At 57.4% G+C, this 14,438-nt stretch carries 13 protein-coding genes; 3 read left to right on the forward strand and 10 right to left on the reverse strand.

Annotated elements, in window-relative coordinates:
• Positions 1 to 18: 18 nt before the first annotated feature.
• From arsB to Y5S_RS17385, 8 genes are all read right to left on the reverse strand, one after another.
• Positions 19 to 1,035: an ACR3 family arsenite efflux transporter gene (gene arsB / locus Y5S_RS17345; RefSeq protein ID WP_035234879.1), complete on the reverse strand. Its 1,017-nt coding sequence runs from the start codon at positions 1,033 to 1,035 to the stop codon at positions 19 to 21.
• Complete coding sequence (locus tag Y5S_RS17350; RefSeq protein WP_035234881.1) at positions 1,035 to 1,532, reverse strand: arsenate reductase ArsC; 498 nt, start codon at positions 1,530 to 1,532, stop codon at positions 1,035 to 1,037. The genes arsB and Y5S_RS17350 overlap by 1 nt, the downstream gene beginning before the upstream one ends.
• Position 1,533: 1 nt before the next feature.
• Positions 1,534 to 1,854 (reverse strand): metalloregulator ArsR/SmtB family transcription factor, encoded by a 321-nt coding sequence (locus Y5S_RS17355; RefSeq protein ID WP_052041693.1) that lies wholly within the window; start codon positions 1,852 to 1,854, stop codon positions 1,534 to 1,536.
• Positions 1,855 to 2,217: 363 nt separating this feature from the next.
• Complete coding sequence (phoU, locus tag Y5S_RS17360; RefSeq protein ID WP_035234884.1) at positions 2,218 to 2,931, reverse strand: phosphate signaling complex protein PhoU; 714 nt, start codon at positions 2,929 to 2,931, stop codon at positions 2,218 to 2,220.
• Between the two features lie 16 nt (positions 2,932 to 2,947).
• Complete coding sequence (gene pstB, locus Y5S_RS17365; protein ID WP_407921423.1) at positions 2,948 to 3,757, reverse strand: phosphate ABC transporter ATP-binding protein PstB; 810 nt, start codon at positions 3,755 to 3,757, stop codon at positions 2,948 to 2,950.
• A gap of 104 nt (positions 3,758 to 3,861) precedes the next feature.
• Positions 3,862 to 5,130, reverse strand: coding sequence for a phosphate ABC transporter permease PstA (gene pstA / locus Y5S_RS17370; RefSeq protein WP_035234888.1), 1,269 nt, complete (start codon positions 5,128 to 5,130; stop codon positions 3,862 to 3,864).
• A 10-nt stretch (positions 5,131 to 5,140) separates the two neighbouring features.
• Complete coding sequence (gene pstC / locus Y5S_RS17375) at positions 5,141 to 6,529, reverse strand: phosphate ABC transporter permease subunit PstC (RefSeq protein ID WP_035234889.1); 1,389 nt, start codon at positions 6,527 to 6,529, stop codon at positions 5,141 to 5,143.
• 524 nt (positions 6,530 to 7,053) lie between these two features.
• Positions 7,054 to 8,109, reverse strand: coding sequence for a substrate-binding domain-containing protein (locus Y5S_RS17385; protein ID WP_035234927.1), 1,056 nt, complete (start codon positions 8,107 to 8,109; stop codon positions 7,054 to 7,056).
• A gap of 275 nt (positions 8,110 to 8,384) precedes the next feature.
• On the opposite strand from Y5S_RS17385, the gene Y5S_RS17390 reads away from it, so the two are divergent.
• From Y5S_RS17390 to Y5S_RS17400, 3 genes are read left to right on the forward strand one after another with little or no spacing between them, the layout of a single operon-like run.
• On the forward strand, positions 8,385 to 8,930 hold the full coding sequence (locus Y5S_RS17390; protein ID WP_035234892.1) for a TRAP transporter small permease subunit: 546 nt from the start codon (positions 8,385 to 8,387) through the stop codon (positions 8,928 to 8,930).
• Complete coding sequence (locus tag Y5S_RS17395; RefSeq protein ID WP_407921424.1) at positions 8,930 to 10,300, forward strand: TRAP transporter large permease; 1,371 nt, start codon at positions 8,930 to 8,932, stop codon at positions 10,298 to 10,300. The genes Y5S_RS17390 and Y5S_RS17395 overlap by 1 nt, the downstream gene beginning before the upstream one ends.
• A gap of 4 nt (positions 10,301 to 10,304) precedes the next feature.
• Positions 10,305 to 10,700, forward strand: a complete 396-nt coding sequence (locus Y5S_RS17400; RefSeq protein ID WP_035234895.1) for an acyl-CoA thioesterase — start codon at positions 10,305 to 10,307, stop codon at positions 10,698 to 10,700.
• Positions 10,701 to 10,839: 139 nt separating this feature from the next.
• Here the strand turns inward: Y5S_RS17400 and Y5S_RS17405 are convergent, their stop codons facing one another.
• Positions 10,840 to 11,979, reverse strand: coding sequence for a TRAP transporter substrate-binding protein (locus tag Y5S_RS17405; protein WP_035234897.1), 1,140 nt, complete (start codon positions 11,977 to 11,979; stop codon positions 10,840 to 10,842).
• A 195-nt stretch (positions 11,980 to 12,174) separates the two neighbouring features.
• Positions 12,175 to 14,337 carry a DNA helicase II gene (uvrD, locus tag Y5S_RS17410; RefSeq protein ID WP_035234899.1) on the reverse strand — a complete coding sequence of 721 codons (2,163 nt, stop codon included), beginning with the start codon at positions 14,335 to 14,337 and terminating at the stop codon, positions 12,175 to 12,177.
• Positions 14,338 to 14,438: the final 101 nt, after the last annotated feature.

The raw sequence follows: 14,438 nt of genomic DNA on the forward strand, positions 1-14,438 counted from the left end.
ATTATTCACTATTAACTATTAATTGCTTTCTTCGAACCATTGCGGCGTGCGATTGACGATGGCCACCAGCGACAGCATCACCGGCACCTCCACCAGTACCCCCACTACCGTGGCCAGCGCCGCGCCGGAGTTGAGACCAAACAGACTGATGGCGACTGCCACCGCCAGCTCAAAAAAATTACTGGTGCCGATCAAACATGCAGGGCCCGCCACATTGTGCTTGAGACGAAGCTGCCTGGCCGCCCAATAAGCGATTGCGAAAATGCCATAGGTTTGAATCAGCAATGGAATGGCGATCAATACAATTGCCATTGGCTTGGCGATAATGGTCTCTGCCTGAAAACCAAACAGCAGTACTACGGTGGCCAGCAACCCCATGACACTGACCGGCTTGAGATGATGAACAAAGCCTGCCACCCGCTCTTCACTGCCCAACAGCTGGCGCGTCATAAACCCGGCAACCAAAGGCAGCACCACATACAACACCACCGACAGCATCAGGGTATCCCAGGGCACGGTGATGTCGCTGACACCGAGCAACAGCGCAGCAATCGGCGCAAACGCGAACACCATAATGATGTCGTTCACCGAGACCTGCACCAAAGTGTAGTTGGCGTCCCCTTTAGTGAGCTGACTCCACACGAAGACCATAGCGGTACACGGTGCCACGCCGAGCAGGATCATTCCGGCGATATATTCTGTCGCCGTTTCCGGCTCCACCCAACCCGCGAAAAACACCTTGAAAAACAACCAACCCAAGGCAGCCATGGTAAAAGGCTTGATCAACCAGTTAATCACCAGGGTGAGCAGCAATCCGCGCGGATTGTTGCCCACTTTTTTGATGGCATGAAAATCAATCTGGATCATCATCGGGTAGACCATCACCCAGATAAACACCGCTACCGCCAGGTTCACATGGGCATATTCAAAGGCCGCCACTGCCTGAAAAACACCCGGCAGCCATAGTCCGAGAGTAACGCCGGTAATAATGGCCAACCCGACCCAGACACTCAGATAGCGCTCAAAGAACGGCATCAGAGATCACCCATCTGCTGATGAATGTCTTCACCGCAAGCCACCAGGCCTTTTTCGTTCAGGCTATCCAGTGAAACGTTGAACAAGGCTTGCAAGCGTTTTTCCAGTTGTTGATATGTGGCCTCGAACGCAGCGGCAACCTCTTCATCGGTACCCGTGGCATGGGCAGGGTCCGGCAAACCCCAATGCAGTTTCGGAGTATCACCCAGCCACACCGGGCAGGCTTCACCCGCCGCGCTGTCGCACACCGTAATGATCAAATCGATCTCTTCCCCTTCCAGATCATCCATGGACTTGGAGCCCGGGTTTTCGGGAAAAATGTCATGACGAGCCAGCACCGCCAGGGCACCGGGATTCACCTGCCCGGTGGGATGACTGCCAGCACTCAAACCCCGGAAGCGACCTTCGCCAAGGTGATTGATCAGCGCCTCGCCGATGATGGAGCGACAGGAGTTGCCGGTGCATAGCACCAGAATAGTCAGTGGTTGCAGTTGCATGTCAGGTCTCACAGCAGGAAGCGATGGCGGCATCCAGCGCCAACGCTTCACGCGCGGCGGGCACCAATTGTTTGAGGCTCTTTTTTGCCCAGTCCGGTAACTCAGGGTTAATGCGGTAATGCATCCAGGTACCCTGACGGCGTGCGACCACCAGCTGACACTGACGCAACTGGGCCAGATGACGCGAGATGGTCGATTGCGGCGCTTGCAATGTATCCACCAGATCACACACGCACACTTCTTTGCGACCATGAAGCAGGCAGATCAAGCTAAGGCGGATGTCATCGCCAAGGCATTTGCACAGTTGGGTGGGGGTGAGCATGGGCAACATTTATCCATATATCCGGAAATACGGATATTATAGGCGCAAGCCACAAGCTTCAAGCTGCAACGCTGGAAAGATTATTCCAGCGGGCAGTCTCGTCGCCGCGCTTAAAAACCCAACCTTGCCGTAGGAGCGTCGCTCGCGGCGCGATTCTGGCCCAGGATCAAAAACCTTTTCACCACAGAGATCACAGAGAAAATCCTTGTTTTAACTCAGTGATCTCTGTGGCCTCTGTGGTAAATCCGCCTTTAACGACGCAGGGTTATCGCGCCGCAAGCGACGCTCCTACGGAAATCCCAACAAAAAACCCGGCCTTTGTCGGGCCGGGTTTTCCTTGAAGCTCGCAGCTCGTAGCTGCTTTTATTTCTTCAGCTTCGCTTCGATCTCGTCCACGCTGATGTGGCGGACGTCCTTGCCTTCTACCAGATAGATAACCTGCTCACCGATGTTGCGGGCGTGGTCTCCGATACGCTCCAGAGCACGCAGTGACCAGATGATGTTGAGCACCCGTGAGATCGCGCGGGGATCTTCCATCATGAAAGTCACCAGCGAACGCATGGCACTCCGGTATTCCAGATCCACTTCGTTATCTTCGGCCGCGACTTCCAGCGCTTTCTTGGCATCAAAGCGGGCAAAGGCATCCAGGGTATCGCGCAGCATGTTGCGCACATGGTTGCCGATATGGCGCACTTCCACATAGCCACGCGGTGACTCACCCTCTTCCGCCAGCTGAAGTCCCATGCGCGCGATCTTGGCCGATTCGTCACCAATGCGCTCCAGATCAGATACCGCCTTGGTCACGGCGATGATCAGTCGCAAGTCGGAGGCCGCCGGCTGGCGCAGGGCCAACACCTTGGTACACTCTTCGTCGATCAGCATTTCCAGCTTGTCGACTTTGTCTTCGGTCTCCAGCACTTTTTCTGCCAGTGCGGAGTCGGCCTGCAGCAAGGACTGAAGGGCATCCACCACCTGCTTCTCTACCAGACCACCCATTTCCATCAGGTTGTTGCGGATAGATTCCAGCGCTTCGTTGAACTGGGATGAGCTGTGCTCACCAAAATGCATGCGATCCATGAGTGTCTCCTTGTCCTTAACCGAAGCGACCGGTGATATAGGCTTCTGTCAGATCGTGTTCCGGCTTGGTGAACACGGTCTCAGTGTCATTCATTTCCACCAGACGACCCAGATGGAAATAGGCAGTACGGTTGGACACACGCGCCGCTTGCTGCATGGAGTGCGTCACGATGGCAATGGTGTAAGACTCGCTCAGCTCGGCAATCAGCTCTTCAATCTTGGCCGTGGCAATCGGGTCCAGTGCAGAGCAGGGCTCATCCATCAGCACCACTTCCGGGCTGACTGCGATGGTGCGGGCAATACACAGACGCTGCTGCTGGCCACCGGACAAACCGGTACCCGGCGAGTGCAAACGATCCTTCACTTCATTCCACAGGCCCGCCTTCTGCAGGCTGGTTTCCACGATTTCATCCAGGTCATATTTCTTGTTGGCGAGACCATGAATGCGTGGACCGTAGGCCACGTTGTCGTAAATCGATTTCGGGAACGGGTTTGGCTTCTGGAATACCATGCCGACCCGGGCACGTAGCTCAACCACATCCAGTTTGGGATCGTAGAGGTCCTGATCTTCCAGGTGCAGGTTACCCTTCACCTGACAGATATCGATGGTGTCGTTCATGCGATTCAGGCAACGCAGGAAAGTGGATTTACCACAACCGGACGGTCCGATCAGTGCAACCACTTCGTTCTTGCCGATATCCAGACTGACACCGTGGATGGCTTGTTTCTCACCGTAGAAAACATCCACGTCACGCATGCGCATCTTGGCGTTATCCACGAAGGGGTTGCCCACGGTCTGATCCGGGTAGCGGGTAGTGTTATCCATTGCCTGTTCACCTTCACTCTGGCTTGCCGGCGTTTCGTTGCGCGGCGTCTTGTCGTCAATCTTTTGTGCAGTATCCATGATTCGAGCCCCGTTAACACTCATTGTTACCAGCGCCGCTCAAGGCGCTTGCGCAGGAACACCGCCAACGTATTCATGGCGATCAGGAAAGTCAGCAGCACCATGATGGCGGCAGAAGTCAGTGCCACGAAGGACTGCTCAGGGCTGTCTGCCCAAAGGTAAATCTGTACCGGCAACACCGTGGAGGGATCCAGCGGGCCGCCGGGCACATCCACGATAAACGCCACCATGCCGATCATCAGCAGCGGTGCGGTTTCGCCCAGCGCCTGGGCCATTCCGATGATGGCACCGGTCAACATGCCAGGCAGAGCCAACGGCAGCACATGGTGCAACACCACCTGCATATTGGAAGCCCCCAGCCCCATGGCTGCCTGCCGAATGCTTGGCGGCACTGCCTTGATCGCTGCGCGACTGGAAATAATGATCGTTGGCAAGGTCATCAGGGTGAGAACAACACCGCCCACCAGGGGCACCGAGCGAGGCATGCCAAACAGGCCGATAATCACCGCCAGACCCAGCAGACCAAAAATGATCGAGGGCACCGCGGCCAGGTTGTTGATGTTCACTTCAATGAAATCGGTGAACTTGTTTTTCGGTGCAAACTCTTCCAGATAAATGGCCGCTGCCACCCCGATGGGAAAGCTCAGCAGCAGGGTCACGATCATGGTAAACAGCGACCCCATCACCGCCCCCCAGATACCCGCCAGCTCCGGCTCACGGGAATCACCGTGGGTAAACAGGGATTTGTTCCACTGCAATTCCAGCTTGCCTTCCGCTTCAAAGGTTTCGATCCAGGTTTTCTGGTTTTCACTGAGGCGGGACTCAAGACGATCATCACTACCGGCTTTGACGAACACATCCACATCATCATCTGCCAGCAGCCACAGGGTCACCGTCTTGCCCAGCAGCTTGCGATCCTCCATCAGCATATCGCGCAGTTCATAGCCTGCACCGGTACTCACCAACCCGTACAGCTCACGCTTCTCCTGACGACCTTCTATGCCAGGAAACTTTGCACGCAGCGCATCGCGGATCAAACCATCGTAGTTGGCAAAATTCAGCTCTTCATCATCATTGATATCCATGATGTCGAGCGTATCCCGGTCAAACGTGATCTCCATCTGCACATAGCTTTCGAAGAACGCACTGTGACCCTTGCCGATGATGTCGGTGAACAATAACACCAGCGCCAGCAGACCAAAGCCAATGGCAGCAATGCCGTAGGCCTTGAACATCTTTTCTGCGCGATAACGCTTGGCTAGCGACTTGCGAACCTGTTCGGTAGTTTTACTCATCTCAGATCCCCTAGTCGTACTGCTCGCGGTATTTCTTCACAATGTGAAGCGCCACCACGTTCAGCAAAAGAGTGGTAATAAACAGCATCAGCCCAAGGGCGAACGCGGCCAGGGTCTTGGCACTGTCGAACTCCTGGTCACCGGTGAGCAGGGTCACGATCTGCACCGTCACGGTAGTCACTGCTTCCAGCGGGTTAACCGTGAGGTTGGCAGCAAGCCCCGCCGCCATCACCACAATCATGGTTTCTCCGATGGCACGGGATGCAGCCAACAGAATGCCGCCCATGATGCCCGGCAGAGCTGCCGGAAAAATGACTTTCTTGATGGTTTCGGAACGGGTTGCTCCCAAACCCAGCGAAGCATCACGCAACGCCTGTGGTACCGCGGTGATCACATCATCAGCAAGAGACGACACGAAAGGAATGATCATCACCCCCATGACCAAACCCGCCGCCAGGGCAGATTCTGACGCCACATCCAGACCAATGGACTCACCGAGCTGGCGAATCACCGGTGCCACCGTCAACGCCGCAAAGAACCCGTAGACCACGGTGGGGACACCCGCCAGCACTTCCAGCGCCGGCTTGGCAAAGGCACGCACTTTCGGCGGAGCATATTCAGCAAGATAGATAGCCGACATCAGCCCCACCGGCACGGCAACCAGCAAGGCAATGGCGGAAATCAGCAAGGTACCGAGAAACAGTGGAATAGCACCAAAGGCCCCTTCAGAAGCGACCTGATCAGCGCGCAGCGCAGTCTGCGGACTCCACTGCAAACCGAACAAAAACTCACTGGCAGGCACCTTGCCAAAGAAACGCACGGATTCAAACATCACCGACATGAGAATGCCCACAGTGGTCAGAATCGCGATGGTGGCACTGAGCATGAACAGGGTTTGCAGCACTTTTTCTACCTGCTGACGGGCGCGCATTTGCGGAGAAATTTTTACCCAACCCCAGGCCGTGCCCAACATGGCCACCACAATAACCACCACCGCCAACGCCATACTGTTGAGCGAGCGCAGGTTATTCAGTTTTTCCGCTGCGGCGGCCACGGCGGTAGAGACTTCATCCGCCGCAATCGCACCATTGGCCACGTTGCCAATCTGGTTCAACAATAGATTGGCTGACGAGGCATCTGCCGGCAGCACCTCCGCCGGCAAGCTGCCCATCACCATGATCCGGATCAGGGTGTCATCAAAAATCAGCCACGCCCCCAGTACCGCCAGCGCCGGAATGGCACACCAGATAGCGGTGCGCATGGCGTAGTAGAACGGCAAGGAATGCAGATGGCGAATGCCACCCAACGGCCGCGCCAGGGTAAAGGATCGCCGGTGCCCCAGGTAGTAGGCCCCCGCGATCATCACCACCAGCAGCAACAGTAGATTACCGGTTTCCATGGTGTTCTCCGTTTAGGTTTTTTCTCCAATAAACGTAACGTGTGTGGCGTACCGTTTATTGCAAAAAAAATGTCACAAATTCAAACGCTGGTTAAAAAGCCCGACGATGAAACCATCGTCGGGCTAGGGGGCCTCTGACCAACCCCTTGCATACTCAGCGTGGCCAGAAACGTGCAGCTGTTGTGTCTTGCCTCGACGGTCAGGGTGGCTCCCTTTCCTAGAGGCAAGGCGCAGCAGATGTGCAGAAACGTGCAGCTGTTGTGTCTTGCCTCGACGGTCAGGGTGGCTCCCTTTCCTAGAGGCAAGGCGCAGCAGATGTGCGTTTCTGGCCGCGCCCTCCGGGGCCTCAAGGCTGATCCGCACTCGTTGTTGCAATTCCTTGATGGGTGGACACACACCTTCGTAATTGCGCCCCTCTTTACCTTTGCCGAGGGGGCGAACCAGCCTTGAGGCCTGAGCATGCAAGGGGTTGATCAGAGGCCCCCAAAGCATCCTTGCTTTTTCTTCTCTTCCAGATTCAGCGTTTAGTGCAGATCTTCTTCGCCGGTCATGGACTTCAGGCTGCGGGCCTGGGCCATCATGTCCTTGCGCAGGTCATCACCCAGCGGGATCATGCCTTTCTCAGCCAGGTAACCTTCCGGGCCCCAGGCTTTCTCGCTGGAGAACTCTTTCACGTAACCTTTGATGCCGGGAACCACACCCACGTGCGCTTTCTTCACGTAGAAGTACAGGGAGCGGGAAACCGGGTAGTCGCCGGCAGCAATGCTATCAAAGGTCGGAGCAACACCACCTACGTTGGCACCCTGTACCTTGCCACGGTTCTGATCCAGGAAGGAGAAACCGAACACACCGAAGGCTTCCGGGTTCTTCTCCAGTTTCTGAACGATCAGGTTATCGTTCTCACCCGCTTCTACGTACGCGCCGTCTTCACGGATGCTGCGGCAGATAGCCTTGTACTTGGACTTGTCTTCACTCTTGATGGCCTTCAGCCACGGGAAGGTCTTACAACCACCTTCGATCGCCAGCTCGTTGAAAGCATCACGGGTACCGGAAGTGGGCGGTGGACCGAGAACCTCGATCTTGGTGTTCGGCAGGGCCGGGTTCACTTCTTTCCAGGTTTTGTAGGGGTTGGCTACCAGCTTCTCACCGCCCTTCGGATCCGGAACTTCCTTGGCCAGCGCCAGGAACAGATCACGCAGGGTAACATCCATGTGCTTACCCTTGGCAGAGTTGGCGAACACGATGCCGTCATAACCGATCACAACTTCGGTGATGTCCTTGACGCCATTTTCCTGACACTGCACGAACTCAGACTTCTTCATGCGACGGGAAGCGTTAGTGATGTCCGGGTGTTGAGTACCAACGCCGGCGCAGAACAGCTTCATGCCGCCGCCGGAACCGGTGGATTCGATTTTCGGAGTCGGGTTCTTGGAACCACGACCAAAACGCTCAGCTACGGTAGTAGCGAACGGGTACACCGTGGAGGAGCCCACGATGGAGATGTAATCACGGGTTTCAGCAGTGGCCGGAGCGCTGGCAAAGGCCAGAGCGGCGGCGGCGCCAGCAAGGGTAGCTTTGATCTTGAAGTTCACAATAAGTCTCCAGGTTACACATGGTACCGGCGATGTTGATTATTGGATCCACCCCGGTTTGTTCTAACTGTTGCAAGCCAGTTCATGTTCAGCACGACGCATCCTAGAGAGGCTTTGTGACAGCCACATTACAAAAAGACGCCATTTTGGCTTTTTTCTGCCCCCTGTGCTGACCGGGTTCACAGGCTGAAATCCGGCTACAAGCCCCGTATAATGCGCCCTTTCGCAGATTAACCGGCACCAGGAAGGGTGCCTGGAACACTATGACAACAACATTATTTCGCTGCCAGCGCTGGCTGACCGGCTTCACCACACGGATCGGACAGGCATCAGCCTGGCTCGCTCTGCTGCTGGTACTGGGGATGGTACTGGTGGTCGCACTGCGCTACGGCTTCGGCATTGGCAACATTGCCCTGCAGGAATCCCTTACCTATCTGCATGGCAGCCTGTTCATGCTCGCCATCGCCTACACCCTGGCCGAAGACGAACATGTGCGGGTGGACGTGCTCTATCAGCGCTTTTCACCACGCACCAGGGCGTGGGTCAACCTGCTCGGCACCCTGTTCCTGCTGTTGCCCCTGTGCGCCGCGCTTTTCTGGTTGTCGCTGGATTATGTGCTGAGCAGCTGGCGAGAGCAGGAAGGCTCCGCCAATGGTGGCCTGCCCTTTGTCTATCTGCTCAAGTCCCTGCTGCTGATCCTGCCGGCCTTACTCAGCGTCCAGGCCCTGAGTGAGACACTACGGCAGATACTGGTACTGCTGGGACACCCGGTTGACGCCCCCACCGAACATCCGGAGGACCACCTGTGATCGAGTGGATTCCTCTGCTGATGTTCGTAGTGGTCTGCCTGGTGCTACTCAGCGGCTATCCGGTTGCCTTCGCGCTGGGTGGCACCGCGCTACTGTTTGCCGCTGGCGGCATGGCGCTGGGGGCGTTCAACCCTGCAGACCTGACGTTCGTACCTAACCGCCTGTTCGGCATCATCGAGAACACCACCCTGATGGCCGTGCCCCTGTTTGTGTTTATGGGGGTGATGCTGGAGAAATCCCGAGTGGCAGAGAATCTGCTCTCCAGCATGGGCCGCCTGTTCGGCCCGTTACCCGGCGGCATGGGCATTGCGATTATTCTGGTGGGCGCCTTACTGGCCGCCAGCACCGGCATTGTCGGTGCCACAGTTGTCACCATGGGGCTGTTATCGCTCCCCACCATGCTCAAGCAGGGCTACCAGCCACAGCTTTCTACCGGCCTGATCTGTGCCACCGGTACTCTGGGCCAGATTATCCCGCCCTCCATTGCCCTGGTGCTGTTGGGAGATGTACTGGGCAACGCCTATCAGGAAGCCCAGCTCAAACAGGGGCTGTGGTCGCTGGATACGGTATCCGTCGGTGATCTGTTCGTGGGCGCACTCATTCCGGGCATGTTGCTGGTGGGGCTCTATCTGCTTTACGTCCTCATCGTGAGCCTGTGGAAACCCCATCTGGCACCGGCCATGCCCCGAGACGAGCACGCAGCCTCTGACTGGGGATCAATCCTCAAAGGATTGCTTCCCCCACTGCTGCTGATTGCCGCCGTGCTGGGCTCCATCCTCACAGGCAAAGCCACCCCCACTGAGGCCGCCGGGGTGGGCGCATTTGGCGCCCTGCTGCTGGCCGCCGGCCATCGACAGTGCAATCTGGCCATTCTCCGTGAAGTGGTACGAGCCACCAGCCGGGTGACCGCCATGGTCTTCATGATCCTCATTGGCGCCAGCCTGTTTTCTCTGGTATTCCGGGGTTTTGGCGGCGAAGAAGCGGTTCACCACCTGTTTGACGCCATGCCCGGCGGCGTCATCGGCGCGACCCTGATGGTGATGCTGCTGATTTTTCTGCTCGGCTTTATCCTCGACTTTATCGAGATCACCTTCGTCGTCGTGCCGATTGTCGGACCGGTGCTGCTCGCCATGGGGCTCGACCCGGTATGGTTGGGAGTAATGCTGGCCTTGAACTTGCAAACCTCGTTTTTGACCCCACCCTTCGGGTTCGCACTGTTCTATCTGCGTGGCGTGGCGCCAGCAGAGGTCCGTACCGCGCAAATTTATCAGGGCGTGGTACCGTTTATCGTTATACAGCTGGTGATGCTGGGTATACTGGCCCTGTTCCCGGCCCTGGCCACCTGGCTGCCTGACACCCTATATGGATAACAAAATGACTGATCATACCGACGACACCCCGCAACCTATCGGCACGCTGGCCATTCAGACCATCGCCATGCCCCAGGACTCCAACTGGAACGGCGATATCTTCGGTGGCTGGCTGGTGTCACAGATGGATCTGGCCGGTGCCGTCACCGCCCGCAAGAAAGCCCGTGGCCGCGTCGCCACAGTGGCGATTGATTCCATGGCCTTCCTGCGTCCAGTACCGATCGGTGCTGTGGTGAGCTGCTACACCCAGCTGCAGGACATCGGCCGCAGCTCCATGCAGATTCTGGTGGAAGTGTGGATTCGCGAAGATACCGGCACCCTGTCCAAGGTGACAGAAGGGCACTTCACCTTTGTGGCCATCGATGACACCGGGCGCACACGCATCGTCCCGCAGGACTAGCTTCTAAATCAGTTTCGAGTGTCGAGAAGCGAGTTTCGAAAATCTGAACACCGCCCCATCAAGACGGTGGTTTTCGCAACTCGAGACTCGTCACTCGCGTCTGTAACCCTTACCAACCCTTACCTCGCCTGCGTAGCTATCAGCCTTCCAGCTCGCTGCGGATATTCATGTAGGGCTGCTCGGCCACACCCATGGTCTGCACGGACTCATCGCGGAACTTGCGGTAGGAGTCGTACACCTTGCGGGCGTCCTTGTTGTCTGCCACCAGCGCTTCAACCACTTCATCACTGGCGTCTTTCAATGCCTTGAGCACATCGTCAGGCAAACGGCGCAGCTTGGTGCCATGTTTGTTCACCAGCTCGTTGAGTGCGGCGTTGTTGCGGGCGGTGTACTCGTCAAGCATGTCCTGGTTTTCGGACTGGGCCGCATAGCGGATGATGGCCTGCAGATCCGCCGGCAGGCTGTCCCACACCTGCTTGTTGATAGTCAGCTCCAGGGTCGGACCTGGCTCCTGCCAGCCCGGGTAATAGTAGTACTCGGCCACCCGGTGCAGACCAAAAGTCAGATCGTTGTAGGGGCCAACCCAGTCGGCCGCGTCGATGGCACCGGTCTGCAGAGAAGTGAACACTTCCGAGCCCGGCAGCTGTACCGGGGTCGCGCCCACCTTGGCCAACACTTCGCCGGCCAGGCCAGGCATGCGCATCTTCAGACCTTTCATGTCTTCGATGCTGTTGATTTCCTTGTTGAACCAGCCCGCCATCTGGGTGCCCGTGTTACCGCAGGCAAACGGCTTGAGATTGAACTGGGCATAGAGCTCGTCCCACAGCTCCTGACCACCACCATGATGCAGCCAGCCGTTCATTTCCTGTGCCGTCAGCCCGAAAGGCACTGCGGTAAAGAACGGGGTAGCCGGGTGTTTGCCCTTCCAGTAATAGGCCGCACCGTGGCCCATTTCCGCACTGCCTTGACGCACTGCGTCGAACACTTCAAACGCCGGCACCAGCTCCTTGGCCCCGTACACCTTGATCTTGATCCGTCCGGCGGACATTTCTTCCACCCGCTTGGCGAAGCGGTTGGCACCGGCTCCCAAACCCGGGTAGTTCTTCGGCCAGGTGGTGACCATCTTCCATTCGTAGGTTTGCGGCTGCGGTTTCTTCTTTTCTGTCTCAGCACCTGCAGCCTGCCCCTCAACCGGCGGACAGTCTTTCTGTTCACAGCCAGCCAGCGCCAGACCACCCAGCCCCAACCCCAGGGCAGAAACGAATTTACGACGGTCCAAGGTTCGTCCTCCAAATCATTGTTTTTTACCACAAAGGTCACAGAATTCACCGAGGAAAGCCCTTCCCTCTCTGACCCTTGTGGTTAATTCATTCACGTTATGCCTTGCCGGCGGCAGACACGTATTCATCACCCTGAAAGCCCAGAATTTGCACGACAACACTTTCTCCGTGAACTCTGTGACCTCTGTGGTAAATCAAATCACTTCCAGACGCGCGTACTGGCTGACCAGCCATTTAGTGCCGGCACCATCAAAATTGATCTGCAACCGCGCATTGGGGCCTTGCCCCTCAAAGTGCAGCACGGTGCCTTCGCCAAATTTCGGGTGCAGCACCCGCGCGCCCAGCACAACACCGTTCGACTCGGTTTCCCGAATCGGCTGCACAGCCCCTCCCATAGGACGGCTGAAACCGGCGCGGGCGCGAATCTCTTCCATGGCATCCGCGGGAATTTCACGCAGGAAACGGCTCGGCGGGTTGTAGTTCTCGTTACCGTAAAGGCGGCGACTTTCCGCGTGGGTCAGATACAACTCGCGCATGGCACGGGTCAGGCCCACGTAACAAAGACGCCGCTCTTCAGCCAGCCGGCCTGGCTCCTCACTGGACATCTGGTGAGGGAACAACCCCTCTTCCATGCCACAGATAAACACCACCGGAAACTCCAGCCCCTTGGCAGAGTGCAACGTCATCATCTGCACCGCATCTTCATGGGCTTCGGCCTGGCCTTCACCAGACTCCAGTGCCGCATGGTCGAGGAAAGCGGTGAGTGAGTCGATTTCAGAATCTTCGTCTTCTTCTCCAAACTCCCGAGTGGCCGCCACCAGTTCGCGCAGGTTCTCCAGCCGCTGCTGTCCCTTCTCGCCTTTTTCCTTGCCGTGGAAGGCCACCAGGCCACTAGCCTCCACCACATGCTCTGTGGTTTCGCCCAGAGTCAGACCTTCCGTCTGCTGGGCCAGCTGGTCCACCAGATTCAGGAACACCGCCAACGCGTTAACTGCCCGCGCAGTAAGCAGCTGCTCACCCACAATGGCCTGACCGGCATCCCACAGGGAGCAGCCACGGGTCCGGGCAATCTCCCGCAGGGTTTCCAGAGTCTTGTTGCCGATGCCGCGGGTGGGCGTATTCACCACCCTCTCGAAGGCGGCATCCGCATGGCGATGACTGATCAGGCGCAGGTAGGCCAGCGCGTTCTTGATCTCCAGGCGCTCGAAGAAGCGCTGGCCACCATAGATTCGATAGGGTATCCCCGCCTGCAGAAAGGCTTCTTCCAACACGCGGGACTGGGCATTGGAGCGATACAACACCGCCATCTCACGGCGGGCGGTGCCTTCCTGGAACAGCTTGTCCACCCGGCCAGCAATAAAGCGCGCCTCATCCACCTCATTGAAGCCGGTGTAAAGACGAATCGGGTCCCCATCGCCCCCGTCGGTCCACAGCTCCTTGCCGAGACGGTCGCTGTTGTTATCGATCACCGCATTGGCAGCCCGGAGAATGGTGCCGGTGGAGCGGTAATTTTGCTCCAGACGTATGGTACGGGTATCCGGGAAGTCACGGCTGAACTTGTGAATGTTCTCGATCTTGGCACCACGCCAGCCATAGATAGACTGGTCATCATCGCCAACAATGGTGACCGCATTGTCTTCATAGGCCAGCAACCGCAGCCAGGCGTACTGGATGCTGTTGGTGTCCTGGAATTCGTCCACAAGAATATGGCGGAAACGGCGCTGGTAATGGCCGCGCAGGCTATCGTTGTCGCGGAACAGCTCCAGTACCCGCAGCAGCATCTCGTTGAAGTCCACCAGGCCGCCGCGTTCGCAGGCCTCTTCATAACCGTAGTAGATCTTCTGCATGGTCTGGGCAAACAGATCCCCGTTGGCGTCCATGTGCTTGGCGCGCAGGCCTTCGTCTTTCTGGCTGTTAATGAACCAGGTGGCCTGGCGGGCCGGCCAGCGCTGCTCGTCCAGCCCCAGCTCCTTGATCACTCGCTTGATCAACCGCTGTTGGTCATCCGCATCAATAATCTCGAAGCCCTGGGGCAGCCCTGCCTCCTGCCAATGGGAGCGCAGCAGGCGGTGGGCGATACTGTGGAAGGTACCCACCCACATGCCATCGGCAGACATATCCAGCAGCTGCTCGATGCGCCCGCGCATTTCGGCCGCTGCCTTGTTGGTAAAGGTCACCGCCAGAATGCCGAACGGCGAGGCCTGCTCGGTGGCGATCTGCCAGGCGATACGGTGCACCAGCACCCGGGTCTTGCCCGAGCCGGCCCCCGCCAGCACCAGCAAATGCTGATCATCGGCCGCTACCGCATCGCGCTGGGCCGAGTTCAAACCATCAATAAGGGAAGTCACGTCATCCATGGCGCGGCAGTTTAGCAGAATGTGAGCCGCGGGAGAGGTGGAATCACACCACAGCTTCCTGTCTTCGTGATCCTGTCCGATAAAGGCTGTTCCCCTCCCCC

This window comes from Alcanivorax nanhaiticus (assembly GCF_000756665.1).
Taxonomy (GTDB): Bacteria; Pseudomonadota; Gammaproteobacteria; order Pseudomonadales; family Alcanivoracaceae; genus Alcanivorax; species Alcanivorax nanhaiticus.